This is a genomic window from Humidesulfovibrio mexicanus, assembly GCF_900188225.1.
Classification (GTDB): Bacteria; Desulfobacterota; Desulfovibrionia; order Desulfovibrionales; family Desulfovibrionaceae; genus Humidesulfovibrio; species Humidesulfovibrio mexicanus.
In genome coordinates this window covers 84,017-110,097 of sequence record NZ_FZOC01000006.1, presented here as the reverse complement: position 1 = coordinate 110,097, position 26,081 = coordinate 84,017, and the positions used below count along the sequence as shown (strand labels likewise).

At 67.8% G+C, this 26,081-nt stretch carries 20 protein-coding genes; 8 read left to right on the top strand and 12 right to left on the bottom strand.

The features are described from left to right. Positions 1-2: 2 nt before the first annotated feature. Complete coding sequence (locus CHB73_RS12760) at positions 3-512, bottom strand: hypothetical protein (RefSeq protein WP_089274983.1); 510 nt, start codon at positions 510-512, stop codon at positions 3-5. Then, the gene (locus CHB73_RS12755; RefSeq protein ID WP_089274982.1) at positions 509-1,045 is read right to left on the bottom strand and encodes a hypothetical protein; all 537 of its coding nucleotides are present in this window, start codon (positions 1,043-1,045) and stop codon (positions 509-511) included. The genes CHB73_RS12760 and CHB73_RS12755 overlap by 4 nt, the downstream gene beginning before the upstream one ends. A 217-nt stretch (positions 1,046-1,262) precedes the next feature. Here CHB73_RS12755 and CHB73_RS12750 point away from each other — a divergent pair, with 217 nt between their 5' ends. Next, positions 1,263-5,105 (top strand): PAS domain S-box protein, encoded by a 3,843-nt coding sequence (locus tag CHB73_RS12750; protein ID WP_089274981.1) that lies wholly within the window; start codon positions 1,263-1,265, stop codon positions 5,103-5,105. Between the two features lie 66 nt (positions 5,106-5,171). Here the strand turns inward: CHB73_RS12750 and dapF are convergent, their stop codons facing one another. The 4 genes from dapF to CHB73_RS12730 all read right to left on the bottom strand — a co-directional run bounded on the left by dapF (position 5,172) and on the right by CHB73_RS12730 (position 9,085). Then, on the bottom strand, positions 5,172-6,014 hold the full coding sequence (dapF, locus tag CHB73_RS12745) for a diaminopimelate epimerase (RefSeq protein ID WP_089275078.1): 843 nt from the start codon (positions 6,012-6,014) through the stop codon (positions 5,172-5,174). Positions 6,015-6,059: 45 nt separating this feature from the next. Next, positions 6,060-6,596, bottom strand: a complete 537-nt coding sequence (locus CHB73_RS12740; protein WP_089274980.1) for a GNAT family N-acetyltransferase — start codon at positions 6,594-6,596, stop codon at positions 6,060-6,062. 97 nt (positions 6,597-6,693) lie between these two features. Further along, entirely contained in the window at positions 6,694-8,148 is a 1,455-nt protein-coding gene (locus CHB73_RS12735; RefSeq protein WP_089274979.1) for a DNA integrity scanning protein DisA nucleotide-binding domain protein, read from the bottom strand. 166 nt (positions 8,149-8,314) lie between these two features. Further along, the gene (locus tag CHB73_RS12730) at positions 8,315-9,085 is read right to left on the bottom strand and encodes a tetratricopeptide repeat protein (protein ID WP_089274978.1); all 771 of its coding nucleotides are present in this window, start codon (positions 9,083-9,085) and stop codon (positions 8,315-8,317) included. A 228-nt stretch (positions 9,086-9,313) separates the two neighbouring features. On the opposite strand from CHB73_RS12730, the gene CHB73_RS12725 reads away from it, so the two are divergent. From CHB73_RS12725 to CHB73_RS12710, 4 genes are read left to right on the top strand one after another with little or no spacing between them, the layout of a single operon-like run. Beyond that, positions 9,314-9,880: a helix-turn-helix domain-containing protein gene (locus CHB73_RS12725; protein ID WP_089274977.1), complete on the top strand. Its 567-nt coding sequence runs from the start codon at positions 9,314-9,316 to the stop codon at positions 9,878-9,880. Between the two features lie 3 nt (positions 9,881-9,883). Beyond that, complete coding sequence (locus CHB73_RS12720) at positions 9,884-11,554, top strand: AMP-binding protein (protein ID WP_089274976.1); 1,671 nt, start codon at positions 9,884-9,886, stop codon at positions 11,552-11,554. Positions 11,555-11,583: 29 nt separating this feature from the next. Continuing rightward, complete coding sequence (locus CHB73_RS12715; RefSeq protein ID WP_407656630.1) at positions 11,584-12,135, top strand: helix-turn-helix domain-containing protein; 552 nt, start codon at positions 11,584-11,586, stop codon at positions 12,133-12,135. 21 nt (positions 12,136-12,156) lie between these two features. Then, positions 12,157-13,845: an AMP-binding protein gene (locus CHB73_RS12710; RefSeq protein WP_089274974.1), complete on the top strand. Its 1,689-nt coding sequence runs from the start codon at positions 12,157-12,159 to the stop codon at positions 13,843-13,845. 79 nt (positions 13,846-13,924) lie between these two features. On the opposite strand, the gene CHB73_RS12705 is transcribed toward CHB73_RS12710, so the two are convergent. The 4 genes from CHB73_RS12705 to CHB73_RS12690 all read right to left on the bottom strand — a co-directional run bounded on the left by CHB73_RS12705 (position 13,925) and on the right by CHB73_RS12690 (position 17,495). After that, positions 13,925-14,797 (bottom strand): universal stress protein, encoded by an 873-nt coding sequence (locus tag CHB73_RS12705; protein ID WP_089274973.1) that lies wholly within the window; start codon positions 14,795-14,797, stop codon positions 13,925-13,927. A gap of 76 nt (positions 14,798-14,873) precedes the next feature. Next, complete coding sequence (locus tag CHB73_RS12700; RefSeq protein ID WP_089274972.1) at positions 14,874-15,116, bottom strand: hypothetical protein; 243 nt, start codon at positions 15,114-15,116, stop codon at positions 14,874-14,876. 136 nt (positions 15,117-15,252) lie between these two features. After that, positions 15,253-16,425, bottom strand: a complete 1,173-nt coding sequence (locus CHB73_RS12695) for a type IV pilus twitching motility protein PilT (RefSeq protein WP_235641600.1) — start codon at positions 16,423-16,425, stop codon at positions 15,253-15,255. Further along, positions 16,422-17,495, bottom strand: coding sequence for a type IV pilus twitching motility protein PilT (locus CHB73_RS12690; protein ID WP_089274971.1), 1,074 nt, complete (start codon positions 17,493-17,495; stop codon positions 16,422-16,424). Before CHB73_RS12690 ends, CHB73_RS12695 begins: the two co-directional genes overlap by 4 nt. Positions 17,496-17,683: 188 nt before the next feature. Here CHB73_RS12690 and CHB73_RS12685 point away from each other — a divergent pair, with 188 nt between their 5' ends. Next, entirely contained in the window at positions 17,684-18,529 is an 846-nt protein-coding gene (locus CHB73_RS12685; RefSeq protein ID WP_089274970.1) for a hypothetical protein, read from the top strand. Positions 18,530-18,622: 93 nt separating this feature from the next. On the opposite strand, the gene CHB73_RS12680 is transcribed toward CHB73_RS12685, so the two are convergent. Continuing rightward, entirely contained in the window at positions 18,623-19,258 is a 636-nt protein-coding gene (locus CHB73_RS12680; protein ID WP_089274969.1) for a hypothetical protein, read from the bottom strand. A gap of 722 nt (positions 19,259-19,980) precedes the next feature. After that, the gene (locus tag CHB73_RS12675) at positions 19,981-21,711 is read right to left on the bottom strand and encodes a bacteriohemerythrin (protein WP_089274968.1); all 1,731 of its coding nucleotides are present in this window, start codon (positions 21,709-21,711) and stop codon (positions 19,981-19,983) included. Between the two features lie 1,254 nt (positions 21,712-22,965). Here CHB73_RS12675 and CHB73_RS17355 point away from each other — a divergent pair. Beyond that, a complete protein-coding gene (locus tag CHB73_RS17355) occupies positions 22,966-24,516 on the top strand; it encodes a sensor histidine kinase (RefSeq protein WP_407656631.1) in 1,551 nt (516 codons plus the stop codon). A gap of 32 nt (positions 24,517-24,548) precedes the next feature. Then, a complete protein-coding gene (locus CHB73_RS12665; protein ID WP_089274966.1) occupies positions 24,549-25,985 on the top strand; it encodes a cation-efflux pump in 1,437 nt (478 codons plus the stop codon). Positions 25,986-26,081: the final 96 nt, after the last annotated feature.

Genomic DNA, 26,081 nt, shown 5'->3' with positions numbered 1-26,081 from the left:
TCCTATCGCGCGAGGACCAGGTCCAGGTCCATGCGGTCGTCCATTTCCGGCGTGGGCGCCATGTGCGCGGACACGGTGCCGAGCCCGGCCTCCACGTTCAGGTCGCGCAGCAGGCCCACCAGCTCCGGCAGGGTGAGGGCCTGGGCGCGCAGGGAAAGCCTCTGGACGCCGTCCGGCTGCTGGACCGGGGTGAGGGCGAGGCGCTCCGGGCCTATGCCCGCGCTCCGCGCAACCCGCTCGGCCGCAAGCAGGGGCGGCTGGCCTTCCAGCTGGCCCCGGCGTTGGCGCAGGTCCATGACTTCCGCCGCAAGCGGCGCCACGCTCATGTACGTCTGCCCAAGCTCGTCCACCTGCTTTTCCTCCATGCGGGTGAAGGCCGAGAGCCCGGCCCAGGCGCCCAGCAGCGCAAGGGCCCAGCCGCAGAGGATGGTCCGCCACAGCCTGCGCTGGGCGGCGGCGGGCAGATGGGCGAGCCGGGCCACGGCGCGCCAGGGGCCGTTCGGGAAGCTCACTGGTCCTCCCCCGGCGGGGCGGCGCGGTCGCGCGCCTTGATCTCCAGCTCGAAACGCACTGGCCGGGCGAGCATGTCGGCCTTGGCGAGGGAGATGTCGAAATAGGCCTCGGCCGCCAGGGTCGCCTGATAGCGCCGGAGATCCTCTGGCGTGGCGGCAAGACCCGTGGCGACCCCGCTGGCCGTGGCCATGGACACCTCGCGGATGCGCACGCCCTCCGGCGCGAGGCGCGATAGCGCGGCCAGAAGCTCCACCATGTCCAGGCGCTGGGCGGACTGGGCCTTGAGCTTGCCCAACTCGAACTGCAGGCGGCCGTAGGGCGAACGCCCCGGATCGGCGTTGAGCGCGCGGCGGTAGACCTCGTGCAGGGTCTGGGCCATGCTTTCGGCGCGGCGGTGCTCCTGCCACCAACGCAGGCCCTGCCCGGCCAGGAACAGGGTTCCGGCCAGGCCGAGCGCCACGAAGATGCGCCCGTAGCGCTGGTGTTCGGCGTCGGGAAGGCCGCGCCGCGACGTATCGGTCTCTGCGTCCATGGGCACCCTGGATCGTTCTGCTGGGGAATGGCCTTGCGGCCGCCATCGGACTGGACCACTAGCACGCGCGGCCCTGCTGGTCCAGGCCGGGCGCGCGCCTCCCCTGGCCGGAGGCCGGTGGATGCCACTACGTATTTTTGCCCACCCTTGTTGTGCGCAGTCCGCCATGCTGATAGCTCCGCCCCATGGAGCCCGCCGCTCCGCATCGGGGAAGCATGTGAAGTCCATTCTCCCGTCGAGTCTCGCCGTCCGCCTGACGCTGGTGATCCTGTTGGCGCTTTCGCCCGCGGTGCTGGTGGCTGTGGCGCAGAATCTGGAACTGCGGGAGCATCTGCGCACCGAGGCGGCCAACGGGGTCATCGGGCTGTCCGAATCCCTTGCAGGCCAGGGCCGGGAGCGTCTGGTCTGGATGCGCCAGCTGCTGGACGGCATTTCCCATGTGTCCCAGATACGGACGCCGCGTTCGGCCCGGGAGGCGACCCCGCTGCTGCGCGAGGTGGTCCGCGCTCTGCCCGGTTTGGCGGTGTGCTCCCTGTACAACGCCTCCGGGCGTTTGCTGGCCACCTCCCGCCCGGCCGATGCACGCGCCGATGTGCGGGGCCAGTCCTGGTTTCTCGATGCGCGGCGCTGGCCGGACTGCGTTGTCGGCCGCCCCTTGGCCCGGGACGGCGAAGGGCCGCCCATGCTGGTCATGGCCTGCCTCGTGCGGTCAGGACGCGGCGGCGAGCCGGACAGCGGGGGCGTGCTGGCCCTGGAGGCGGACTACGGCTGGTTTGGGCAGATGGCCCTGGGGCAGTGGCTGCCGCCTGGGGCGGTGGCCGAGGTGGTGGCCGCCGATGGTCGCGTCCAGGCCAGGCATCCCGCGCCGCTGCTGCGTGGCATGGGGCAGGCCCCCACCGAGGAGGCCGCTGCGCGCATGGCGCGCGTGCTTGGGGGCGAGCGTGTGCACGAGGAACTGGATCCGGACGGGGTGCGGCGCATTTGCGCCTACACTCTGCTGTCGGACCAGCCGGGCCGCGAGCTGTTTGTCCGGGTGGGCGTGCCGATGTCGGAGGCGCTCTCTCCGGCCAGGTCCAGCGCGCGGCGCAGCTACGTCGGCCTTGCGTTGGCCGGGCTGCTGGGGCTTGTCGGCGCGGCGCTTTTCGCCCGCCGCAGCATTGTGGCCCCGGCCCACGACATTCTTGAAGCCACCCGCCGCCTGGCCGAGGGCGAGCTTTCCCACCGCATCAACCGCCGCGGCTCCGACGAACTGGCCCTGCTGGCCCAGGGGGTGGACAGCATGGCCGCGTCCCTGGAGGCCTCCACCGAGGCCCTGCGCGAGGCGGGCCGCAAGGAGCGCCTGATCCTGGAGAACTCCGTGGCGGGATACTTCGTGACCACGGCGGCCGGGCGTTTTGTGGAGGCCAATGCCGCGCTGGCGCGCATGTTCGGTTACGAGAGCTTCGACCACATGCGCTCGGAGATCGGGGACATCGGCGGGCAAATTTACGCCCGCCCGGCGGAACGCGAGGCCCTTCTCGCCACGCTGGCGGAAAAGGGCCAGGTCAGCGGCATGGAGGTTGAGGGCGTTCGCCGGGACGGCAGCAGTTTCTGGACCACCATCGCGGCGCTGGCCCAGCGCGACGAGGCCGGGCGCATCGTGGGCATCCAGGGCTTCGCCGCGGAAATTACCGAGCGCAAACGGGCCGAACTCAATCTGGCCGAGGCCAACGAGCGCTTCCTGCGCGTGCTGGACAGCCAGCACGACCCGCTGTTCGTGGCCGATGCCGAGACCGACATCATTTTGTACGCCAACCGCGCCGCCCTTGAGCGCGTGGGGATGGACCTGGTGGGGCGGCCCTGCTGGGCGGCCATGCACGGTGGCAGGTCCAGGTGCGGCCAATGTCCGCGCAAGGCGTTGCTGGGGGAGGACGGCCGTCCTGCCGGGGTGTGCTCGCGCGAGATGCTCGAGCCCGCCACCGGGGGCTGGAGCCTGGTGCGTGTGCAGGCCATGCGCTGGGTGGACGGCCGCATGGTGCGCCTGGAAACCTCCGTGGACATCACCGAGATCAAACGCGCCCAGGAGGATCTGCGCGTCACCAGCGAGCATTTGCGCGGCATTCTGGACAACACGCCCCTGCACATCGCCATCCGCGACAGGGATGGCCGTTTTCTGGTGGCCAGCCGCCGCATGGCCGGGTCGGTCATCCCGCCCGAGGAGGCGCCCGGCCGCACCGTGGAGGAAATGTATCCCCCTGAGTTGGCCCGCACGGTGCGGGAAGAGGACGCCTCGATTCTGTCCAGCGGGCAGCCCATCAGCAAGGTGTCCAACCTGCCGCGCCCAGGCGGCGGCGTGCTGACCCTGCTGCTCAGCAAGTTCCCCCTGCGGGACTCCGCGGGCCGACCCGACCGGGTCTGCGTCATCGGCACGGACATTTCCGAGCGCGTGCGCCTGGAGCATGAGCTGCTCTCCGCCAAGCTCGCCGCGGAGAAGGCCAGCCAGGCCAAGAGCGAGTTCCTGGCCCGCATGAGCCACGAGATCCGCACCCCGCTCAACGCCATCCTCGGCTTTTCCGAACTGGCGGGCATGGCCGAATCCGATGCGGAGCGCCGACGCTTCCTGGTCTCGCTCAGGCAGTCCGGCCGGATGCTCCTGAGCCTGGTCAACGACTTGCTGGACCTCTCCCGCGTAGAATCCGGGCGGCTGGCGCTGGAGGAGATTCCCTTTTCACCGCGCGAACTGCTGGCCGGCATTCTGGAGCATCCCGGCCTGGAGGCCGCGTCCAGGGGCCTTCGGCTGGAGGCGCGCGTGGCCGATGATGTTCCGGCAGAATTGCTGGGCGACCCCACGCGCCTGGGGCAGATTCTCGCCAATCTGGTGGGCAACGCGCTGAAGTTCACGCACCAGGGCGGGGTGGACGTGGCCGTGGAGCGTGATCCCGAGGCGCCCCGCGCCCCTGGAGTCGCCGCGCTGCTGTTTTCCGTGCGGGACACGGGCATCGGCATTCCGCCCGAGGCGCAGCGCATCGTGTTCGAGAACTTCACCCAGGCGGACAGCTCCACCACGCGGCGCTATGGCGGCACGGGCCTTGGATTGGCCATTTGCCGCCAGCTTGCGCGCAGCATGGGCGGAGACATCCGGCTGGAAAGCGAGTCCGGCAAGGGCAGTTGTTTTGCCGTGGCCCTGCCCTTCCGTTTGTCTCTGGACGTTGGGACATCCTCCCCGGGAACGGAGGAGGGTTGGGAGGGAACCGCGTATTCCGGCGAACCGCTGCGCGTGCTCTTGGCCGAGGACACCCCGGCCAACGTGGTCATCGGCATGAATTTTCTTGCGCGCATGGGCCACCGCGCGCGCCATGCCGCCAACGGGACAGAGGCCCTGGCGCTGCTGGAAGCCGAGGACTTCGACGTTGTGCTCATGGACGTGGAGATGCCCGGCATGGACGGGCTGGAAGCCACGCGCAGGCTGCGCCAGGGGGAAGCCGGAGAGCGCAACCGCGCGGTTGCGGTGTTGGCCATGACGGCGCACGCCATGGACAGCTTCCGGGAGCAGTGCCGCGAGGCCGGGATGGACGGCTATCTGCCCAAGCCGGTGGGCTTTCGTGATTTGGCCGCCGCCCTGGCAGGGGCCTGCCGCCAGGGCCGGGGCGTGCGGTCCGGACCGGGGACGCACTGCGCCGGGGGGCAGGAGCAGGCAATGTTGGAGTCCTTGGTTGATTTGGATGCCGCCGCCGAGGCGCTGGGCGGGGACGAGGATTTGCTGCGCGAGGTGGTGGAGCTGTATTTGGCGGAGCTGCCGGAAAAACGCGCCGCCCTGTCCAGGGCCATGGCCGGAAGCGACATGGCCGGGCTGCGCCTGGCCGCGCATTCCCTCAAGGGAACCAGCGCCTCGGTTGGCGCCCTGGCCGCCAGCCAGGCGGCCAAGCGTCTGGAGGGGCTGGCCCGCGCGCTGCTGGAAGAGGCCCAGGAGGCGTGCGCTCCGCAGGAGTTGGCGCTGGCCCTGGCCGCCCTGGACGAGACGCTTGGCCGCACGGCCGAGGCCGTGGAGCGCGCCCTGAACGAACGCACCGCGCGGACATGACAAAGGCCCCGCCGCGCCGAAAGCTCCGGCGGCGCGCAGGGCCTTTGGTTGTGGCGGATGCGGGCGCTAGGACAGCGGCAGGCCCAGGGCGTCGGCGTTCAGCTCGCCGGAGAAGGTCAGCTCGGCCGCGCCCTTGAGGTACGTCCGGCCGCCCTCCAGGCTGGTGGTGAGCACCTCGCCGCCGGTGGTGGTGTTGGCCAGTTCGGCGTCCGCCATGCCAAGGGCGTGCAGCACCACCTGCACGGCGCAGGCCCCGGTGCCGCAGGCGTAGGTTTCGGCCTCCACGCCGCGCTCGTAGGTGCGCATACGCGTATGCGAGCGGTCCAGCACCTGCACGAAGTTCACGTTGGTCCCGGCGGGGGCGAAGCGCTCGTGGAAGCGCAGGGCCCGGCCCATGGCCGCCACGTCCTGCTCGTCCACGTCGTCCACCAGGACCACGGCGTGGGGCACCCCGGTGTTGACGCAATGCACCGTGGTTTCGTGTCCCAGCGCGCTGACCGTGATGCCCATGGCTAGGTCGCGGGGCGCGGTGAGCTGCACCTTCACCAGTCCGGCGGCCGGGTCCACGGCGATGGCCACCGGGCCGGCGTCGGTCAAAAGCACGTGCCGTTCGCCCGCCATGCCCAGGCTGTGGATGAGCCGACCCGCGCAACGGCTGGCGTTGCCGCACATCTCCGCGCGGGAACCGTCGGCGTTGTAGAAGTGCCAGCGGGCGTCCGCTCCGGACCCGGCGGGCGCGGGTTCGAGGAAGAACAGGCCGTCGGCCCCCACGCCGAAGGCGCGCGGGCATACCCGCCTGGCCCATTCGGCCATGCGTTCCTGGGGCAGCCGCAGCACGCGGTTGTCCATGGCCACGAAATCGTTGCCGCAGCCCTGCAGCTTGTAGAAGGGCACGCGCGCCCCGGACATTGTGCTCATACGTCGCTCCCTTTGGGCGGGTGTCGCCAGCGGCCACTAGAAGCCATGGCGGCCGGGTTCGTCAAGTGGTCCCTCTGCGGTCAGGTCGAAGGCCGGGTGGTGGGCCACCTCGCCTTCCGGCTCCGGCCCGGAGAGCGGCAGGCAGAGCACCACCTCCGGCGGCACGCCGGGATACACGAGTCGGCTGGCCTGGCGGAAGCCCCGGCGCGTGTAGTACTCCGGCGGGCCCACCAGCACGCAGCCCCGCGAGCCCAGGGCGCGCAAGGCGTCCAGTCCCGCGGCCGTGAGGGTCGAGCCCACGCCCCGGCGCTGCCATTCCGGCAGCACGGCCAGCGGGCCCAGCAGGTGCCAGCCCTGGTCGCGCCCGGCGATGCGCGCCGGGGAAAAGGCGATGTGCCCCACGGCCCGGCCGTCTTCCTCCGCCACCAGGGAGACGCTGAGCGCTCCGGCGCGGCGCAGGCCCTCCACGATGAACTGTTCGGTCTGCCTGCTCACCGGATGATCGGCGAAGGCGCGGATGTTGATGTCGCGGATGGCCGCGGCGTCAGCGGGGGTTTCCGGCCGTATGCGCATGGTGCTCCTTGGGCTGTGCAGGGGAAGGTTTTCGAAGCGCCTGACCGGGCCTGTGAAGGGAGTCAAGGCATGGCGGTGTGTCGGCCATGCCGAGACATTAGCCGAGCCATTCCTCCAGGGTGGGCGGCGGGCGCAGCTGGCTTGGAATCGTGGGCCACACCGGCGGCTTGGAGAGGTCCACGCCCTTTTGCACCACGGAAACCGGCCTGTCGCTGGAAACCACCACCACGATGAGCTCCGGGTGGGAGTGGGTGAAGCGCAGGGCCGAGTTGTAGCGCGCTCCGCGCGAGCGGTCCTCGCCGGGGAAGCTGGGTCCGTCCATGAGGCAGGCGAAGGCGCAGAGCTGGTTGCGCGCGGCAGAGAGGTGCAGGGCCCCGTCCACCCTGGCCAGCCCGGCCGCGAGCGCAAGGCGTTCCTCCCCGGCCAGGGGCATGGGCGTCTCCAGCGCGTGCCCGGAGAGCGACAGCAGCGGGGTGTAGGGGTCGATGATGAGCGCGCAGCCGTATTTCTGTTCCCCGGCATCGGTCACCAGCCGCGCCACCGAGGCGAACAGCGCGCCGCGCTGGGCATCGTCCAGCGGCCATTCCAGGAGCGCTTCCTCCAGCATCACCAGGTTGGGGCGGCGGTTGGTGGAGTGGAACGCGCCGTCGGAGAAGCTGCATACCGGGCCGCCGTCCAGGGAAAGCAGGCCGTGGCGGCCGTTGAACATGGCGCACAGGCTGCCCGGGGGCAGCTCCGAAAGGCCGGATTCTCCCGCGCCGCCCTGGGCCATGCCGATGATGCTTTCCCCGTCGCTCACCAGCAGGCGGCGGGAGCGTTCCACGCTTTGCAGCATCTTGCGCACGTGCTTGCCGTGGTCCAGGCGGGGGCGTTCGGACTTGGGCAGCTTGGCCAAGAAATGCACCTTGGGCAGTCGCGAGGGCTCCACAAAGGCCAGTCGGCCCCGCGCCCAGGCGCCTTCCTCCGGGGTCTTGGATATCTGGATGATGGCCGCGAGGATGTTGAACACGTGCAGCCGCGTGTCCGGCCCGATGGCCCGGGCTCGCTCGTCCACAATGTAATCGCGCACGGCCAGCGGCGCCATTTCCTGAAGCATGTTGGCCGTGGCGTCCAGGGAGACCACTTCATGGCTGCACAGGCTGGTGTTGAACTGGCGCAGGGCCAGTTCCAGCCAGCGGCGCGTGGGGCCGGGCGAGCACAGGTCCGGGTGCCGTTCGGTGAACCACATTTGGTAGGCCACGGTGTGCGACCGGCCGCCCAGGCTCACCAACCCTGCCAGCCCAAGGCGCCGGGCGTGGTACTGGTCGAAGAAGCGCACCAGCTCCGGCCGCGGCAGCCCCGCACGCCATTCGTCCGAGTCCAGGAAGTATTCCCGCAGGCGGGGTTCGTGCCCGCGCAGCAGGTTTTGCGGGTCCACCACGCGCAGGGGCTCGTCGGGGGTGTCGGCGTACACCAGCGCCGCGCGCGAAGGGCCGGAGAACTCGCACAGGCCCAGGCGCAGCCCCTCGTAGACCGTGTGCAGGCAGAGCAGGTGGTGGCGGTCCAGGCTCATGGGGCACGTCCTTGCGAGGGAGGCAGAGTAGATGGCGTACTACTATACGCAGTTTTCGCACGGCGCAACGGCAAAAGCAGCTTCGTGCGCGGCGCAGGCGAAGCACACCCCCGGCAGGGCGAGGTGCGGGTCAAAGTGCCGGGAGGGCGCCTGGAACATGGCGCGCCTACTTCTTGTCCAGGAACTCCAGGAATTTTTTGACTTCTTCGTGGTCCGGGTTCAGGCGCAGGGCCTCGCTCAGGTGCTCGCGGCACTTTTCCGTGTCGCCCTTTTCGAAATAGGCGCGGGCCACGTTGTAGTGCAGGTTCTCGTCCGTGGCTGTAAGGGCCAGCGCGCGCGTGTAGTACTCTATGGACTGGTCCACCATGCGGCTTTTGCGCAGGGAGATGCCGAACTCGTTGAACAGGTGCTTGTGCTCCGGGGCGAAGGCCGCCTCAAGCCCGACGATGCGCCCCAGGATGTCCTGGGCCTTGGCGGTCTCTCCGCGCTCCACGTAGGTGAGGCCCAGGCCGAAGTTGGCCCGCACGTTCTCCTCGTCGATGGACAGCGCGTTCTCGTATTCGAACTGGGCGCTGTAGAGCGCGCCGCGCTGGCGGCTTTCCTCTGCGCGGGTGACGGAGGAGGCCAGTTCCCGCATCTTGGGGAACACGGTTTTCAGGTACATTTCCGGCTCGGGGTTGTACTTGGCCAGAAAGTCGTCCAGGGGCACCTGGGTGCTGGGTCCGGCAGGAACCATGTTCTTGTTCAGCGCCTGCACGCCCACGGTGCCGTCGTCGCCCTGGACGCAGTACCAGTACATCTTGCTGATGGTCTTGCGCTGGGTGGTGCCGGTGCCGACCTTCTCCACGGTTTGGGTGGAGAAAAGCCCCTTGATGGTTTTGCCGCCCTCGGGCCGGTATACCTGGGCGTGCGGTTCCTGGGCGTGCGGTTCGCTCATGGTCTGCCCCTTGCGGGTGGGATTCTGTGTGGAATGTGATCCTTGCGCAAGGCTACACGCTTCCGTTCGGGCTGGCAAGGAGCGTTGGCCGCGGCGGGAGCAGCGGTCAAAGGGCTGTCGGCAGTCGACATTCGCGTAAGGATGGGGTAGTGTCCGCGCCACTCTGATGGTGGGCCGCGCAGGGCGGCGGAATGTCAACCGGGTGAACGAGGAGTGGACGGGGGCAGCATGGACAAGAGAGTGGGTGAGCGCATACGCGCGTTCCGTGAGAAGCAGAATTTGACCCTGGCCGACCTGGCCGGGCGCACCGGTCTGGACGAGAGTTTTCTCTCCGCAGTGGAGACCGAGGACCTGTACCCCTCCCTGGGGCCGTTGCTCAAGATCGCCCGCGCCCTGGGCGTGCGGCTGGGCACCTTCCTGGACGACCACGTGAGCCGCGACCCGCTCATTGTGCGTCTGGGCGAGCGCAAGGAAGAGTTCAGTATGCACCAGGACGGGGGCACCCCCGCCAGCCATACCTATTTCTCCCTGGGCAAGGGCAAGACCGACCGCCACATGGAGCCCTTCTTCATCATCATGAATCCGGAGCCGGCCAAGGAAAAGACGCTTTCGTCCCACGAGGGCGAGGAGTTCATCGTGGTGGTCTCCGGCGAGATCACCCTCACCTACGGCCGGGAGACCACCGTGCTCGGCCCCGGCGACAGCATCTACTACAACTCCGTGGTGCCGCACGACCTTTCCGCCACGGGCGACGGGCCGGCCAGCATCTACGCCGTGCTCTACTTCCCGGAGTAGGCCATGGTGCGCGAGAATCCCACCCGCGAGGCGACCCTGGGGCAACTGCTCGACGAGACCGTCGCCAAGTGGCCCAACCACGACGCCGTGGTCTACGTGGACCGCGATCTGCGGCTTTCCTGGCGGCAATTCTCCGATCTGGTGGACGAGGTGGCCATGGGTCTCATGGCCCTTGGCGTCAAGAAGGGTGAGAAGGTCGGCATTTGGGCCAACAACGTGCCCTACTGGGTGGTGCTCATGTTCGCCACGGCCAAGATCGGCGCCGTGCTCCTGACCGTGAACACCCACTACCGCAAGGCCGAGATCGAGTACCTGCTCAAGCAGAGCGACTGCGAGAACCTGGTGCTCATCGACGGCTTCCGCGACACGGACTACGTGGGCACCATGTATGAGCTGGCCCCGGAGCTCAAGACCATGGAGCGCGGCCGCCTCAAGTGCGAGCGCTTTCCGCACCTGAAGCGCGTCATCTTCCTTGGGGCCGAGAAGCACCGCGGCATGTACTCCATGCACGAGGTGCAGGCCATGAGCGTCATGACCGGCCCGGAGGAGTACGAGGCGCGGCAGAAGAGCCTTTCCCCGCACGACGTGGTGAACATGCAGTACACCAGCGGCACCACGGGCTTTCCCAAGGGCGTGCAGCTTACCCATTACAACATCGGCAACAACGGCTACTGGATCGGCGCGAACCAGCATTTTTCCGAGAAGGACCGGCTCTGCCTCACCGTGCCGCTGTTCCACTGCTTCGGCTGCGTGCTGGGCGTCATGGCCTGCATCAACCACGGCGTCGCCATGGTTTTGCTGGAGAACTTCGATCCGGTCATGGCCATGACGAGCATCGAGGAAGAGAAGTGCACCGCCGTGTACGGCGTGCCCACCATGTTCATCTCCATGCTGGAGCACAAGCTCTTCAAGCGCTTCGACTTCGGTTCGTTGCGCACCGGCATCATGGCCGGGTCGCCCTGCCCCATAGAGTTCATGAAGCGCGCCATGAACGAGATGAACATGCGCGAGATCACCATCTGCTACGGCCTGACCGAGGGCAGCCCGGTGATGACCCAGACCCGCATCGGCGACTCCATCCGCCAGATGACCGAGACGGTGGGCCGCGCCATGCCCGCCATCGAGGTCATGATAAAAGACCCGGAGACCGGCCAGGAGTCCCCGCGCAACGTCGTGGGCGAGATCTGCTGCCGGGGTTACAACGTCATGAAGGGCTACTACAACAATCCCGAGGCCACGGCCAAGGCCATCGACATGGACGGTTGGCTGCACTCCGGCGACCTGGGCGTCATGGACGAGGACGGCTACGTCACCGTCACCGGGCGGCTCAAGGACATGATCATCCGCGGCGGCGAGAACGTGTACCCGCGCGAGATCGAGGAGTACCTCTACCGCATGGAGGGCCTCCTGGACGTGCAGGTGGTGGGCGTGCCCAGCCGCAAGTTCGGCGAGGAAGTGGGCGCCTTCGTCATCCTCAAGCCGGATGTGCGCATGGAGCCGGAGGATGTGCAGGACTTTTGCCGGGGACAGATCGCCCGGTACAAGATTCCCAAGTACATCGCCTTTGTGGAGGCCTATCCCATGACCGCCAGCGGCAAGATCCAGAAGTACAAGCTGCGCGAACAGGCGGCCAAGATGTTCCCCGAGGCCATGCAGGAGCCCCCGAAGGTCTAAACGTTAAGGAGCGGAAGAGCGCTATGCACATGGAACAGGCACACAAGGACATCGCCCCGCGCTTGCGCGGCCTGCGCGACGCCCTGGACATGAGCGTTGAGGACCTGGCCGCCAAGACCGGCGTGACGCCGGAGCAGGCGGCCCTGTACGAGGCGGGCGAGACCGAGATCCCCGTGGGCTTTCTGATGAAGGTGGCGCAGGCCTGCCACGTGGACCTGACCGTGCTGATCAGCGGCGTGGAGCCGCACCTCAAGGGCTACTCCCTGGTGCGCCATGGCGAGGGTCTCTCCGTGGAGCGCCGCAAGGATTATGACTACAAGTCCCTGGCCTACCGCTTCTCCGGCCGCAAGATGGAGCCGTTTCTCATCACCGTGCCGCCCAAGAAGCCGGAGGACATGAACCTGGTGGTCCACTCCGGGCAGGAGTTCATCCACGTGCTGGAAGGCCGCCTGGAGCTGCGCCTGGGCGAGGACGTGTTGGCCCTGGATCCCGGCGACAGCCTCTACTTCGACTCGCAGACCCCACATGCCCTGCGCGGCCTGGACGACAAGCAGGCCGTGTTCCTCGACGTCATCCTCTGAACCGGGATGAGGAGCCGCACCATGACAGTGAAACGCTTCGACAAGATCCGCCCCGGCCGCTACCGCGACTTCATGAGCCAGTACCGGCTCGACGTGCCGGAAAAATACAACTTCGCCTACGATTTCCTTGATGTCCGCGCCGCGGAAGGCCCCGACGACCTCGCCCTCATCCATGTGGACAACGACCACGCGCGCCGCGAGCTCTCCTTCGGCTATTTTCGCCGCCAGTCCATGAAGCTCGCCAGCGCGCTGGCGGCCAAGGGCGTCAAGAAGGGCGACCGCGTCATGCTCATTCTTTACCGCCGCCTGGAATACTGGGTCACCATGCTGGCGCTCTCGCGCATCGGCGCGCTGCCCATTCCCTCGCCCTCGCTGTTGACCGCGCACGACATCGAGTTCCGCGTGAACTTCGCCAAGGTGTCCTGCGTCATCTGCGAGGACTCGCTCACCGCACGGGTGGAGGCCGCGGCGCACAAGTGCCCCACGCTGAAGCTGCTCGTCGACATCCCCTCCGGCACGGGACACGCCAAGGCCCCGGCCGGATGGGAGGACTTCGACGCCCTGCTGGAATCCGGCGCGGAGGATTTTCCCCGCACGGCGGAGACCCCCGGCGGCGACGACCCCATGTGCATCTTCTTCTCCAGCGGCACCACGGGGATGCCCAAGATGGTGCTGCACGCCCACACCTACCCCCTGGGCCATGTGACCACCGGCGTCTACTGGCACGACCTGGAGCCCGGCGACATCCACCTCACCGTGTCGGACACGGGCTGGGGCAAGAGCGTGTGGGGCAAGTTCTACGGCCAGTGGATCGCCGGGGGCGTCATCTTCGTGTGGGACTTCCGGGGCAAGTTCGAACCGGCGGAATTGCTGCGCGTCATGGCGGAGCACAAGATCACCACCTTTTGCGCCCCGCCCACCATCTACCGCTTCCTGGTGCGCGAGGACTTGAAAGCCTTCGACCTCTCCAACCTGCGGCACTGCACCACGGCGGGCGAGCTGCTGAACGACTCCGTGTTCCACGCCTGGCAGAAAACGCTCGGTCTGCCCATTTTCGAAGGCTACGGCCAGACGGAAACCGCCATGCAGGTGGGCACGCTGCCCTTCATGCAGCCCAAGCCCGGCTCCATCGGCAAGCCCATGCCCGGCTGGGACATCGTGCTTCTGAACGATGACGACCAGCCCTGCCCGCCGGGCGAGGAAGGGGAGATCTGCATCCGCCTGAAGGACGGCCAGACCACCAAGGGCGTGCCCGGCCTGTTCTGCGGCTACCTGGACGAGCCCGAGCGCACGGCCAAGGTGGTGCGCGGCGGGTTCTACCACACCGGAGACAAAGCCTGGGTGGACGAGGACGGCTACTTCTGGTTCCTGGGCCGCACCGACGACCTCATCAAGAGTTCGGGCTACCGCATCGGGCCTTTTGAGGTGGAAAGCGCGCTGGTGTCGCACGCGGCCGTGGTGGAGGCCGCCGTCACCGGCGTGCCCGACCCCGTGCGCGGCATGGCGGTCAAGGCCACGGTGGTGCTGGCCGCGGGCTTCACCCCGGGCGACGAACTGACCAAGGAGTTGCAGGACCACGTCAAGGCCGTGACCGCGCCGTACAAGTACCCGCGCATCATCGAGTACGTGGGCGAACTGCCCAAGACCATCAGCGGCAAGATCAAGCGCGCCGAGATCCGCGCTCGCGACCAGGAGCGCATGGACGTGTAGCCCCTTGCGGGTGTGGGAAAAAGAGACACAAGGCCCCGTCGGAGCGTTCCGGTGGGGCCTTTTTTCGTGCGCCTGGGCGCTACCTGCTTACCCAGAGGGCCGCGCCGGTGAGCTTGCGGAACAGGGCGTGGGTGACCGAGGTGGCGAAGAGCCGCGCCAGCGGCCCCTTGCGCATCCCTGTGCGGCCCACGGCCACGGCGGCGTATCTCCCCTCGTCGCTCTCGCGCATGATGGCCTCGGGCACGTCGTCCGCGACAACGAGCCGGGTGCGGATGAGCCGCGAGGGAAAGCCGTTTTCCTCCAGCAGGCCTATGGCGTCGCCGAAGAGCCCTTCGGGCCGGGCGTCGGCCTCTGCCTTCTTGACCACCCGCAGCAAGGTCACCGGGTGCGCGGTTTCCCCGCGCAGGATGAAGCCCACATGGTCGGCCATGCGGCGGAAGGCCTCGGAGTCGTCCACGCACAGAAGCACCCCGTGGCGCGTGTAGTCCACGTCGCGGCACAGCCACAGGGGAAAGGCGAACCTGGCCTCCAGCATCTCCTCGCTGGCGCTCTTGTCCAGAAAGTTCTCCAGCTTGAGCATGGCGCGTCGGCCAAAGACAACGGCATCGTACAGGCCGCTTTCGCCTTCTTTGATGATGTCGCCGATGCGGGAGAAGTTGCGCGCCACGATCTTGTCATCCACCTGGGCGGGGTTGAAGCCGCCGGTGACGAAAATCTCCCTGGCCTGAGACATGGCGCGTTTGCCGGAGCGGATTATGGCCTCGGCGTCGGCCTCGTTCTGGCGCAGGCTCTCGTAGCTGGCCTCCTCGCCCCAGACGGCCGGAGGCGCGGGAGCGGTGTTGAACAGGGTCAGGCGGACATCGTCCTTTTGCTTGAAAAAGGCGCACACGAAGCGCAGGCCGCGCTGGGCGCTGGAGTCTTCGGAGATGGTGACGAGCAGATGCTTGTTCATGCGCGGCTCCGGGAGCGTGGGATGAACGGCGGCCGCCGTTCCGGTGTTTTCGCGGCCGCCGTGGAGTGGGTGTCGGTCAGACGGCTTCCACGAGGCAGTTTTCCTCGTAGCTGGTGCTGACGCGGAAGTCCTTTCCGCCGGCGTTGACGATGAATTCGTTGCCCGGGAACAGCTGGCAGGCGGCGTTGAAGTCGTCGTTGAGCATGATGTCCTTGGCCTCTCCGCTGGTTTCGTAGCGGATGGTGGTGCCGTCGTCGAGCCGGACGAGATCCTCGGTGTGGATGTGGACCGGCAGGTCCTGCTGCGTGTACTCCGCCATGACTGGTCCTCCTGCGCGTTTAAAGGTGCCGGACGCCCGCCTCAGGACGCCCTGGTTTCTTTCGGTTTTTGCATACCGCAAAAACAGCAGGGTGTGAACCTGTTTGGCGAAGAATTTGGGAAAAAAAGCGCAAGGTCTACTTGGCGCCGGGCTCCTCCTCCAGGCCCTCCAGCACCAGGCTGGTGGACTGGTCGCCGCGCCGGGCTTTGAGGGTGTCGATCATCTGCCCCAGGCGCGAGCGGTCGCTGGCGGACAGAAGCGCCGTCTCCTCGGTGACGAGCCCGGCCTCGTAGAGCGTCAGGAAATGCTGGTCGAAGGTCTGCATCCCGAAGGCGGCCCCCTGTTCCAGCACGCCGTAGAAGGTCTTGTCGCCGCTCTCTCCCTGCAGGATGAGCTCCTTGATGCGCAGGGTGTTCTTCATCACCTCGAAGGCGGCCACGCGCCCGCCGCCCTCGCGGGGCAAAAGCCGTTGCGACACCACATAGCGCAGGCTCTCGGCCAGGCGCATCCGGACCAGGCGCTCCTCGGAGGGCGAAAAGAGCCCCAGGATGCGGTTCACCGTGGCGCCTGCGTCCGTGGTGTGCAGGGTGGAGAGCACCAAATGCCCGGTGCCCGCCGCTTGCAGCGCAATTTCCATGGTCTCGGGGTCGCGTATTTCGCCCACCAGAATGACCTTGGGCCCTTGCCGGAAGGCCGCGCGCAGGCCGGAGGCGAAGGTGTCGAAGTCGATGCCCAGCTCGCGCTGGTTCACCGTGCCTTTTTTATGCGGATGGGTGAACTCCACCGGGTCTTCCAGGGTGACGATGTGCCCGGCGCGGGTTTCGTTGATGCGGTCGATGAGCGCGGCCAGCGAGTTGGACTTGCCCGAGCCCGTGCCGCCGGTGACGAGAATGAGGCCGTTCTTCTCCACGGCCATGTCCCGGAAGGCCCCCGGCAGGCCCAGTTCTTCCATGCTGGGAATGCGCGAGGGCAGCCGCCGCATGACCAGGGCCAGACTGCCGCGCTGGCTGAAGATGTTCACGCGGAAGCGGCCCTTGCCCGGCAGGGCGTAGGAGAGGTCGCAGGAGCCCTTGGAGGCCAGGGCCTTTTGCAGGCGCGCGTTCTCGCCCATGAGGGCCAGGGCCATGGCCTTGGTCAAGAGCGGGGAGAGCCTGCCCAGGTCCGGCGCGGTGACGGCGTCCTTGAGCTCGCCGTGGACCTCGGCCTGGATGGCCTTGCCCGTGGTGATGATGATGTCGGCCACCTCCGGGTGCTGGTCCAGCACTTGGGTCATGAGGCCGTCGAACTGCTGCCGGGTCATGCCGCTCATGCCGCGCCTCCCAGCTTTTCTATCGCGGCCTGGACCTTCTCCTTGTTCTGGGCCTGGGCCAGGGCGTCCTCCGGCGCGATGACGCGCGTCTCCAGCAGGCGGCAGATCTCGTCGTCCAGGGTCTGCATTCCGGCCTCGCGCCCGGTTTGCAGCACGCTGGGCAGCTGGTGGGTCTTGGCCTCGCGGATCATGTTGCGCACGCTGGGAATGCCGATCAGGATCTCCTGGGCGGCCACGCGGCCGGGCTTGTCCACGCGGCGGAACAGGGTTTGGGAGACCACCGCGCGCAGCGATTCCGCCAGGCTGGCGCGCACCTGCGCCTGGGAGTCCTCGGGGAACACCTCGATGATGCGGTCGATGGTCTTGTGGGCGCTTTGCGTGTGCAGGGTGCTGAAGACCAGGTGCCCGGTCTCCGCGGCCTCCAGCGCCAGGCGGATGGTCTCCAGGTCGCGCATTTCGCCCACCAGGATGATGTCCGGGTCCTCGCGCAGGGCCCCGCGCAGGGCGGCCTTGAAGCTGTGCGTGTCGCGGCCCACCTCGCGCTGGTTTATCAGGCAGCCTTGCGGCTGGTGCACGAACTCGATGGGGTCCTCGATGGTGAGGATGTGGTCGCGCCGGTTCTTGTTGGCGTGGTCGATGATGGCGGCCAGGGTGGTGCTCTTGCCGCTGCCGGTGGGGCCGGTGACCAGCACCAGGCCCTTGTTCAGCATGGCCAGGTCGCGCAGCCGGTCGGGCAGGCCCAGCTGCTCCACCGTGAGGATGGTCTGCGGTATTTCGCGGAACACGGCGGAGATGCCCCGGTGCTGCATGAAGTAGTTCACGCGGTAGCGGGCCACGCCGGGCAGCTCGTGGGCGAAGTCCACGTCGCCGGTCTCCTCGAACTGCTTGATCTTGGGCTCGGGCGTGATCTCGTACAGCATGGCCTTGAGCTCCTCGTGCTCCAGGGCCTTGTACTTGATCCGGGTGAGCTGGCCGCGCAGGCGCAAGAGCGGCTGGGAGCCGCTGGCCAGGTGCAGGTCGCTGCCGCCGTACTCGTGCAACATGCTGAAGAAGGCGTTTATTTGCGCCACGGCTCTGCCCTCCGCGCCAGCTGCGGGTGATGGGGAAGTCTATGGGACCACCAGCTCCCTCTATACCCACGGGGGGCGGAAATCAAAGGAAAAGAGCGGCTGGCGCGGCCGCATGGCCATTGACGCGGTGCGGGGGCAACAGGTATGGTACACAATTCGATATGCAACACCACACTACAGGAGCCGCCGTGCCCCCACATGAACCCGGCCTTTTGCGCGACAGCCTGCGTTTCAGCTGGCAGGCCGTGCGGGACATCCCCCTCATGCGGATGACCGTGCTTGTGCCTGTGCTTGTGTCGACCCTGGTCTGCATTGCGCTTGCGGAGCTGGGGATTCCACGCGGCCTCAAGGGCCTGGAGGAGGCCAGCGTATGGAGCCCGCGCCTCTTCGGCCTCCTGTTTCTCCCCGCGGAGTTCTTGATTTACGACCTGGTGCAGGGCGCTCCGGACCCGCGTCTCACCTTCCGCAGGCTCTGGCTCGACTGGCGTTTCCTGCGCGACCTGTGGTCCTGGCTGCTGGCCGGGCTCGCCGTGTGGCTGCCCACCGCGGCCCTCTCCCTCGGCCTGGTTTTCGCCATGACCGGAAGTGGCGATGTCCAGAAGCTGTCCGCAGCGCGCGGCATCATGCTGGCGCTTGGCATCCTCGCCATCGCTTGCGCGTCGCTGTGCGTGTTCTTCCGCTTCGTGTACCTGAGCATGGCCGTGGCGCGGCGCGAAAAACAGCCGCTGCGCGCGGCCTTCCGCGAGACCAGGGGCCGGATGTGGCGCATCGGCTGGGCGCTGTTCCTGCCGTTCCTCGCCATGCTGGGAGCGGGCGTGGCCATGGAACTGCTGGGGGGCGTGCTGTTGCGCGCCCTGGGCAATGTGGTCCTGGCGCCCTGGTTTCTGCTCAGCGCCGGGCTTACGGGGTACCTCAGCTGCCTGTCGGCAACGGTGCTGGCCTTTTCGCGCCAGCGTCTGGTGCTTGCGCCGCAGGCCGCCGGGCTGGCGCAGGACGTGGCCGCCGCGTCCCCCGAGATCCCACCGGCGCAGTAGCCGCAGGAAACGGCCGCCGGGTCGCCCCTGCTGCCGGACGCGCCGGAATGCGTGGCCCCGGCCCGTTGCGGCCGTCGTCCGTGTGCCAGCGGCTCACAGCCCCCAGTCCAGCCACACGCGCCAGGCGCTCACGCGGCCTTCGCGCAGCCAGAGCACGATGAATTTGTCGAAGCCGGGCGTCGGGCAATAGCTGGTGCCGGGCACGGGCTTATGCTCCACGCCGGGGAAACCCCGTCGCGCAGCCTCCTCGCGGCTCATGGCCACGCTCACGCTCGCCGCATAGAACCACATGGTCCCCTGCAAGCCTTTCTGGATGTGCTGCGGCGTGCCCAGCACCGCCTCCACCTCCGCGCCCGTCATGCCGAGATGCAGGCCCGACTGCGTGGCGATGCCCGCATGGACGCCCGGAACCTTTGCGCACTTCGAAAGCACGCGCACCTCGCGCTTTCTGGCGCGAATCTGGATTTCGCTCACGCGCTGGCAGTTTTCCGGGCATTTGGAGAGCGTGAACAGCGCCACGGTGTCGTCGCCGGGGCGGGAGGACGCGTAGCAGAGCACGCGTTCCTCGTAGCCGCCCAGGTTCAGGCGCGTGGTTCTGCCGAGAGCTGCCTCCACATCGGCGCGCAGGCTCTCGTCCACGGTAAGCGTGGCGTCGCCCTCCGGCCCGAAGCCGATAAACCGGTCGTGCCGCTCGTCGAAGATGCGGTCGAAAGCCGCGTCTGAAACCAACGTATCTTTGTAACTATAGGTCCGTTTACCACCAATTAGGGCATAGTCAGAGTAAAAGGCAGACGGACTGGAAGGCCAGCGGTCTTTGTGTTCCGACCCGTGCGCCCAAAGCCCGGCCAAAGCCGAATTTGGGCAAACGAGCAGAGTGCACCACGCCACAAGCAGGATTCGTCTAGCGCACAACACGGATTTTCGCTCCTTGGAGTTCAATGATGGATTTCCTCACACTTTTCTCCATGATGATGCAACCCTGGGAGGCGCTTCGGTCATTGGGGTCCTTTTTTCCTGCGTGGATGTAAAACGTGTTCGGGTCGCGACCCATGGCCCGCACGCGCTCGGCCTGGTCCACATCCGCTGATCCGCACTGCCTGTTTCCATATCCGGCCTCCTTTGGTCTTTCAATGGAATATAGCATGTGCCGTATGTGGCGGACAAAAATGGCCCGTCTTTGACCGGGAAAAGGACAAGAATCCCCTGTTGACAGGCCGTGGCGTTGGAGCCGTGCCCGGGGCTGGCGTGGGAGCGGGCGTCACGGCGCGACAAGCCAAGGGCTTGCGCCTGGGAGTGTTGCACACAGGGCCGCCGCACCAGGGCAAAGCAAAAGGCCAGCGAGTCGCCCCGCTGGCCTTTTGCAATATCTATAAGAAGTGCGTACTGTTACAAAGCGCACCGCCAATCTGCCGGATGGCGAAGGCGGTGGGCGGCGTCCTGCAAGGCGATGCCTAGCGCAGGCCCTTGGAACGCAGGAACTCGGTGTACTTCTTGTCCGTGCCCATGATGTGCTTCACCAGCCAGTCCTTGAGGAAGCGCATGATGTCCATGGTGACCTTGGCCTTGCCGCTCTTGAGCCCGGCCTCGAAGTCCAGCACCTGCTGCACGAGTTTGGCGTGGATCTCCTTGTGGGCCTTGGTCTCCGGGTAGCCGTAACGGTCGAAGTACTCCTCCTCCTGGCCGAAGTGCTTCACCGTGTAGTCCTTGAGGCGCTCCACCACGCCCACGAGCACCGCGTCGGACTTGCGGGCGCGCATGGCCGCGTGCAGCTCATTGATGAGCCCAAGCAGCACCTTGTGCTGTTCGTCGATGAGGCGGATGCCCACGGAAAGGTCGTCGGTCCAGGTCATGAGCTGGTCGCTTGAGGCCACCCCGGCGAGCTTGCCGCTGGCCATGGCCTGGATGACGGAGTCCAGATCCTCCACCAGGCTGGAGATTTCCACCACCACGCGGGTGGAGTGCTCCACGCTCTGGGCCGTCTGCCGGGCCACCTGGTTCACCTCGGCCACGGAGCGGTTGATCTCCTCGCTGGTGGCGGACTGCTCCTCGCTGGCGGTGGCAATGGAGGCCACCTCCAGGGCGGTCTGCTGCACGATGCTGACGATCTCCTCCATGGCCCGGCCGGAATCCTCCGCCAGACGCGAGCTCTCCACGATGTCGCCCGCAGCCTCGTCCACGGCCACAACGTTCTCCCGCGCGCGGTCCTGGATGGAGCGCAGGGAGTCGCCCACCTGCTTGGTGGCGGTTTGCGTCTTTTCGGCCAGTTTGCGCACTTCGTCGGCCACCACGGCGAAGCCGCGACCGGCGTCGCCCGCGCGCGCGGCCTCGATGGCGGCATTGAGCGCCAGCAGGTTGGTCTGGTCGGCGATGTCGGAGATGACCCCCAGCACCTGGCCGATGCCTTCGGCCTGCGCGCCAAGGGAGGTCATGGTCTCCTTCAGGGCCAGGATGCGTTGCTTCACGCGGGCGATGCTGCCCACGGCCTCGCGCACGCCGCTGGCCCCGGCCTGGGCGTTGCCCTTGGAGCGCTCTGCGCTTTCGGCCGCGCTGCCGGTGTTGCGGGCGATTTCAAGAATGGCCTCGTTCATCTGGTCCATGGCCAGCGTGGTGGATTCCACCCGCTCGCGCTGGACCACCACGTCTCGGCCCACCTGCTCCATGTTGTCGTTCAGCTCGCGTACGGCGGAAAAAATGCGCGTGGCTGCGTCACCGGCCTTGCGCGAGGCGGCGTTCATGTCCTCCAGCAGCTGGCGCACGCTGGCCTCTGCCGTGCGGGTTTCGGCCAGGGTGCGCTCCATCTCGGCGGAACGCCGGTCCGCCTCGGCCTCTTTTTCGCGGGCGGCTGCCGCGGCTTCGTCCAGGTGCTGCACCACGCGGCGCAGGGCGTTGCGCAGTCCGGCCATTTCTTCAGGCATGGGGCCGTCCGGGCAGGAAGTCTGGCGGCCTTCAGCGATTTCGTCCGCATAGCGGCGAAGGGCGAGCAGGGGCCGCATGAGCCCTGCGAGCACGGTCCACGCCAGGTATGCGGCCGCAAGGGCCGTAAGGCAGAAGAGCAGGCTGTGGACCAGAACGGAGGAGTCCGTGGACAGCCCGTAGGCGAAGGACGCGGCGCCTCCGAGGGCCAGGGCCGCCGTGGAGGCCATGAGGCGGACCTGAATGCCGGTGGCGGAATCAGTGTGCATGAGAAGCTCCTGGGATTGTAGGGCAACGCGTGCGGGGGCCCGATGAAGTTGAAGTAATCAGGAGTTTTTATCACTTTGTATGGGAAAGCTCAATACAAAAGGGGCGGGGCTCCCTTGCGGGCTCTCCGCCTGCGGTGTATATGGACTGTTCCCATCTCCGTCTCCGCGCATGGAGGGATACGCGCCATGAGCACGCCCGCCAAGGCCGACAGGCCCATGCTGAGCATCCGCCAGAAGCTGCTGTTTCTGGTGGTGCTGGCCAGCCTGCCCGCCCTGGGCCTGGCCCTGTACACCGGCCTTCATGCGGAGCGGCACGCCCTGCGCGACGCCGAGTTGGAGGCAGGGCGCATCAGCCGCGACCTGGCCCAGCGGGAGCAGCACCTCACCGCCGGGGCGCGGCAGTTTCTGGCCACCCTGGCGCGGCTGCCCGCCGTGCGCCGGCTGGACGCCAGGGCCTGCGAGCCGCTGTTCCGGGAACTGCTTGCCGCCAATCCGCTTTACAGCGACGTGGTGCTTGCGAACCTTTCGGGCGATGTGCTGGCCTCGGCAAGCAGGACGCGCACCCCGGTCAACCTGCGCGACTCCGCCTACTTCGGCCGGGTGCTGTCCTCGCGCTTCTTCGCCGTGGGCGGTTACCGCAAGAGCCGCACCACGGGGCACGACGTGCTGGTGTGCGGGCATCCCGTGTTCGGCCAGGATGGCGCTCTGGCGGGCGTTGTGTCCACCGGGCTCAAACTCGATGTCTTCGAGGAGGCCGCGCGCGGCATCTCGCTGCCGCCGGGGTCCACGGTGTTCATGGTCGACCATGCGGGGTTGCGGCTGTTCAACCGCCATTTCCCCGATCCCAGGCCCGGGGTCTACCCACGGGGCGAGCCCGTGACCGAGCGCATATGGCGGCACCTGTCGTCGGGGGGCGGCTCCTTCAGCGATGTGGGGATCGATGGTCGGCAGCGGCTGTTTTTCGTGCAGCGGTCGCGGCTGGCGGACGGGGAGCCGCCGTATTTGTATGTGATGGCGACGCTGGTTGAAAGCGAGGTGCGCAAGGGCGCGCGCGCCATGCTGTATTGGAACCTGGTGAGCCTGTCCCTGGCGGTCGCCTTGGCTGCCGCCGCCGCCTGGCTCACGGGCAGGCGGGTCTTTGCCGAGCGCATTGAGCGGTTGGCCGGGGTGGCGGGCAGCTTCGCCAGGGGCGACCTTTCCGCACGCGCGGTCGTGCCGGGGCGCAAGGCCTCGCGCTGGCCGGACGAACTGGACATGCTGGCCCGCGCAGTGGACCGCATGGGCGAGGAGCTTTCCCGGCGCGAGGCCGAGCGCGAGGCCGTTCTGGAGCGCCTGGCCCGCACCCAGTTTGCCGTGGACAAGGCCGGGGACGAGATTTTCTGGGCTGATACGCAGGGACATTTGGTGTACGTGAACGAGCGTGCGGCCAAAAGCCTTGGCTACGAGCGCCAGGAGCTTGTGGGCAGGAGCGTGCTCGACTTTGACGCCGACCACCGCCCCGAACACTGGCGGGAATTGCTGGAGCACTTGTCCGGCCAGGGTCCGCTGACCCTGGAGACGCGGCACCGTCACAGCTCCGGCGCCATTGTGCCCAAGGAACTGACCATGAGCCTGGTGCGCGCTGGCGGGGGCGATCTCGTCTTCGGCACCGGCCGCGACATCCGCGAGCGCAAGCGCAACGAGGCCGTGCTGCGTTCCCTGCTGGACGACACCGCGACCGCCACCGGGCGGGAGTTCTTTGAAACGCTTACCGCGCGCCTGGTCGCCGTGCTGGACCTGCCCGCCGCCTTCGCCGGGGAATATCTGGACTCCCCGGCGGGCATGGTCAGGCCTCTGGCCTTGGCCGTGGGCGGGGCCATCGTTCCCGCGGGCGATTTCCCCCTGGCCGATTCGCCCGGACGAGACATTCCCCGCGACGGGTTCCTGCTCATCGAAGAGGAAGCCACGCTGCGCTTTCCGAAGAACCCGGCCCTGGCCGGGCAGGACATCCAGGGATACCTCGGCGTGCCCATCCTCGACGCCCACGGCGGGAAGATCGGGCATCTTTCCGTCATGAGCAGGCAGCCCATGGGGGCCGACGAGACCCTTGTGGCCATCTTGCGGCTGTTCGCCCTGCGTGCCTCGGCAGAGATTCTGCGTCTGCGCGCCGAGCGCGGCACCCTCGCCTCCCTGCGGGAAAAGGAGGTGCTGCTGCGCGAGATCCACCACCGCGTGAAGAACAACATGCAGATCATCTCCAGCCTGCTCAGCCTGCAGGCCAGGGACATCGACGATCCGGCCATGCAGGAGCTGGTGAGCGTGAGCCGGGCGCGCATCATGTCCATGGCCCTTGTGCACGAGGATTTGTACCAGTCCGAGAGCCTGGCCCAGGTGGACTTTCGCCGCTACCTGGAACGCCTGGCCGACCGCGTGCTTTCCGGCATGGCCGGGGCGGGGCGCGTGCGTTTTCAGCTGGACCTGGACGAGCTTTCCCTGCCCGTGGACCAGGCCGTGCCCCTGGGGCTGTTGTGCAACGAGCTGTTGACCAATGCGTTGAAGCACGCCTTTGCGGAGACCGTCTCGGGCATGGTGACCGTGACGGGCCGCGTGGCCGATGGCCTGGCGACCCTCACCGTGCGCGACAACGGGCGCGGTCTGCCGCCGGACTTCGATCCCGAGTGCGGCGGCACCCTGGGAATGCAGCTGGTCTGGTCCCTTGCCGACCAGCTGCACGGCCAGATCACAGCGGAAAGCAACTCCGGCGCGGTGTTCACCCTGCGCTTTCCCCTGCGCGCCGAGCGCGGCGTTGACGCCCCGGCGCGTTGACGCCTCCGCGTCCACCGGCGTAGGAGCAAGCCATGAGCGACACAGCCTTGCAGAGTGACGCCCAGGCCCAGCGCGAGAAGCACTCCGCCGCGCTGTCCTCGGTGGTGGCCGCCTTGGCCCTTACGGCCCTCAAGATTGTCGTGGGCGTCGGCTCCGGCAGTCTGGGCGTGCTCTCCGAGGCCGCCCACAGCGCGCTCGACCTGGTGGCCGCCGGCATGACCCTGTACGCGGTGCGGCTTTCCGCCCGCCCGCCGGACCACAGGCACCCATACGGACACGGCAAGGTGGAGAACCTTTCCGCCCTGGCCGAGACCCTGCTGCTGCTGGCCACCTGCGCCTGGATCGCCGTGGAGGCCGTGGAGCGCCTGCTGCACCCCGTCCCGGTACAGGCCAGCGTCTGGGCGGTGGGCGTCATGCTGGTGTCCATCGCGGTGGACTACACCCGCTCGCGCATGTTGCTGGCAGCGGCGAAAAAGCACAACAGCCAGGCGCTCATGGCCGACGGCCTGCATTTCGCCACGGACATCTGGTCCTCGCTGGTGGTGCTGGCCGGGCTGCTCGCCCTGGCCCTGGCGGAACGCCTGGACCCGGCCTCGCCGCTGGCCCCATGGCTGAACCGGGCGGATTCCCTGGCGGCGCTTGCCGTGAGCGGCATCGTGCTGTGGGTTTCGCTGCGCCTGGGCAGGCAGGCCGTGGATGTGCTGCTGGACGCCGGGGTTGAGGACGCCCAGGACGGCGTCGGGCGGGCAGTGGCCGCGCTGCCGGAGGTGCTTTCCGTGGGCCGGGTGCGCGTGCGCCAAAGCGGCCCCCAGGCCTTTGTGGACATGCTGCTTTCCGTGCGCGTGGGCCTTGGTGTGGAGGAAGCCCACGAGGTGGCGCGCCAGGCACGCGAGGCCGCGCAGGGCGTTGTTCCCGGCGCGGAGGTGCTGGTGGAACTTTCGCCCGGACAGGACGGCCCGGCGGGCCTGCTTGAACGCGCCCAGGCGCTGGCGGGCCGCTTCGGCCTTGCCGTGCACGATTTGGACCTGCGCACGGTGTCTGGCGAGCTGGTGCTGAATCTGCACGCCGAGGTGCCCGAGTCCCTTACCTTGGCCCAGGCGCACGAACGCGTCAGCGCCCTGGAGGACGCCATCCGGCGGGAGATGGGGGGCATGGGCCGCGTCACCACGCACATCGAGCCCGTGGGCGCGCACCCGGAGCCCGCGCCGGACGATCCGGAGAGCGCCGGGATTCTGCGCCGGGCCGTGGCCGAGGTGGTGGAGCAGACCCCTGGCGTGTGCGACATGCACGGCTTGAGCATCCTGCGTTCGGGCGCGCGTCTGTCCGCCTCCTTCCATTGCCGCATGGACGCGGACACGCCCATCGTCCAGGCGCATGAGCGCGCCAGCGCCCTGGAGGCCGCCCTGCGCACGCGTTTGCCGCAGCTGGTGCGCGTCACCATCCACATGGAGCCAGGCGAGTCCGCGTAAGGCCGCTCCGCAGCGTTTTTCCCAGGGGCAAGGCAGCGGGCCAAAAAAAGAGCCGACGGGCGAATCCCGTCGGCTCTTGCGTCAACTCGTGTGGCG

Excerpts from the sequence above, each read along its gene's own strand:
- CHB73_RS12730 (WP_089274978.1), bottom strand. The coding sequence starts at position 9,085 with ATGAGCGAACCGCACGCCCAGGAACCGCACGCCCAGGTATACCGGCCC.
- CHB73_RS12700 (WP_089274972.1), bottom strand. The coding sequence starts at position 15,116 with ATGGCGGAGTACACGCAGCAGGACCTGCCGGTCCACATCCACACCGAG.
- CHB73_RS12705 (WP_089274973.1), bottom strand. The coding sequence starts at position 14,797 with ATGAACAAGCATCTGCTCGTCACCATCTCCGAAGACTCCAGCGCCCAG.
- CHB73_RS12740 (WP_089274980.1), bottom strand. The coding sequence starts at position 6,596 with ATGCGCATACGGCCGGAAACCCCCGCTGACGCCGCGGCCATCCGCGAC.
- dapF (WP_089275078.1), bottom strand. The coding sequence starts at position 6,014 with ATGTCCGGGGCGCGCGTGCCCTTCTACAAGCTGCAGGGCTGCGGCAAC.
- CHB73_RS12725 (WP_089274977.1), top strand. The coding sequence starts at position 9,314 with ATGGACAAGAGAGTGGGTGAGCGCATACGCGCGTTCCGTGAGAAGCAG.
- CHB73_RS12720 (WP_089274976.1), top strand. The coding sequence starts at position 9,884 with ATGGTGCGCGAGAATCCCACCCGCGAGGCGACCCTGGGGCAACTGCTC.
- CHB73_RS12665 (WP_089274966.1), top strand. The coding sequence starts at position 24,549 with ATGAGCGACACAGCCTTGCAGAGTGACGCCCAGGCCCAGCGCGAGAAG.
- CHB73_RS12675 (WP_089274968.1), bottom strand. The coding sequence starts at position 21,711 with ATGCACACTGATTCCGCCACCGGCATTCAGGTCCGCCTCATGGCCTCC.
- CHB73_RS12715 (WP_407656630.1), top strand. The coding sequence starts at position 11,584 with ATGGAACAGGCACACAAGGACATCGCCCCGCGCTTGCGCGGCCTGCGC.
- CHB73_RS12735 (WP_089274979.1), bottom strand. The coding sequence starts at position 8,148 with ATGAGCCTGGACCGCCACCACCTGCTCTGCCTGCACACGGTCTACGAG.
- CHB73_RS17355 (WP_407656631.1), top strand. The coding sequence starts at position 22,966 with ATGCTGGCCCGCGCAGTGGACCGCATGGGCGAGGAGCTTTCCCGGCGC.
- CHB73_RS12695 (WP_235641600.1), bottom strand. The coding sequence starts at position 16,425 with ATGAGCGGCATGACCCGGCAGCAGTTCGACGGCCTCATGACCCAAGTG.
- CHB73_RS12755 (WP_089274982.1), bottom strand. The coding sequence starts at position 1,045 with ATGGACGCAGAGACCGATACGTCGCGGCGCGGCCTTCCCGACGCCGAA.
- CHB73_RS12710 (WP_089274974.1), top strand. The coding sequence starts at position 12,157 with ATGACAGTGAAACGCTTCGACAAGATCCGCCCCGGCCGCTACCGCGAC.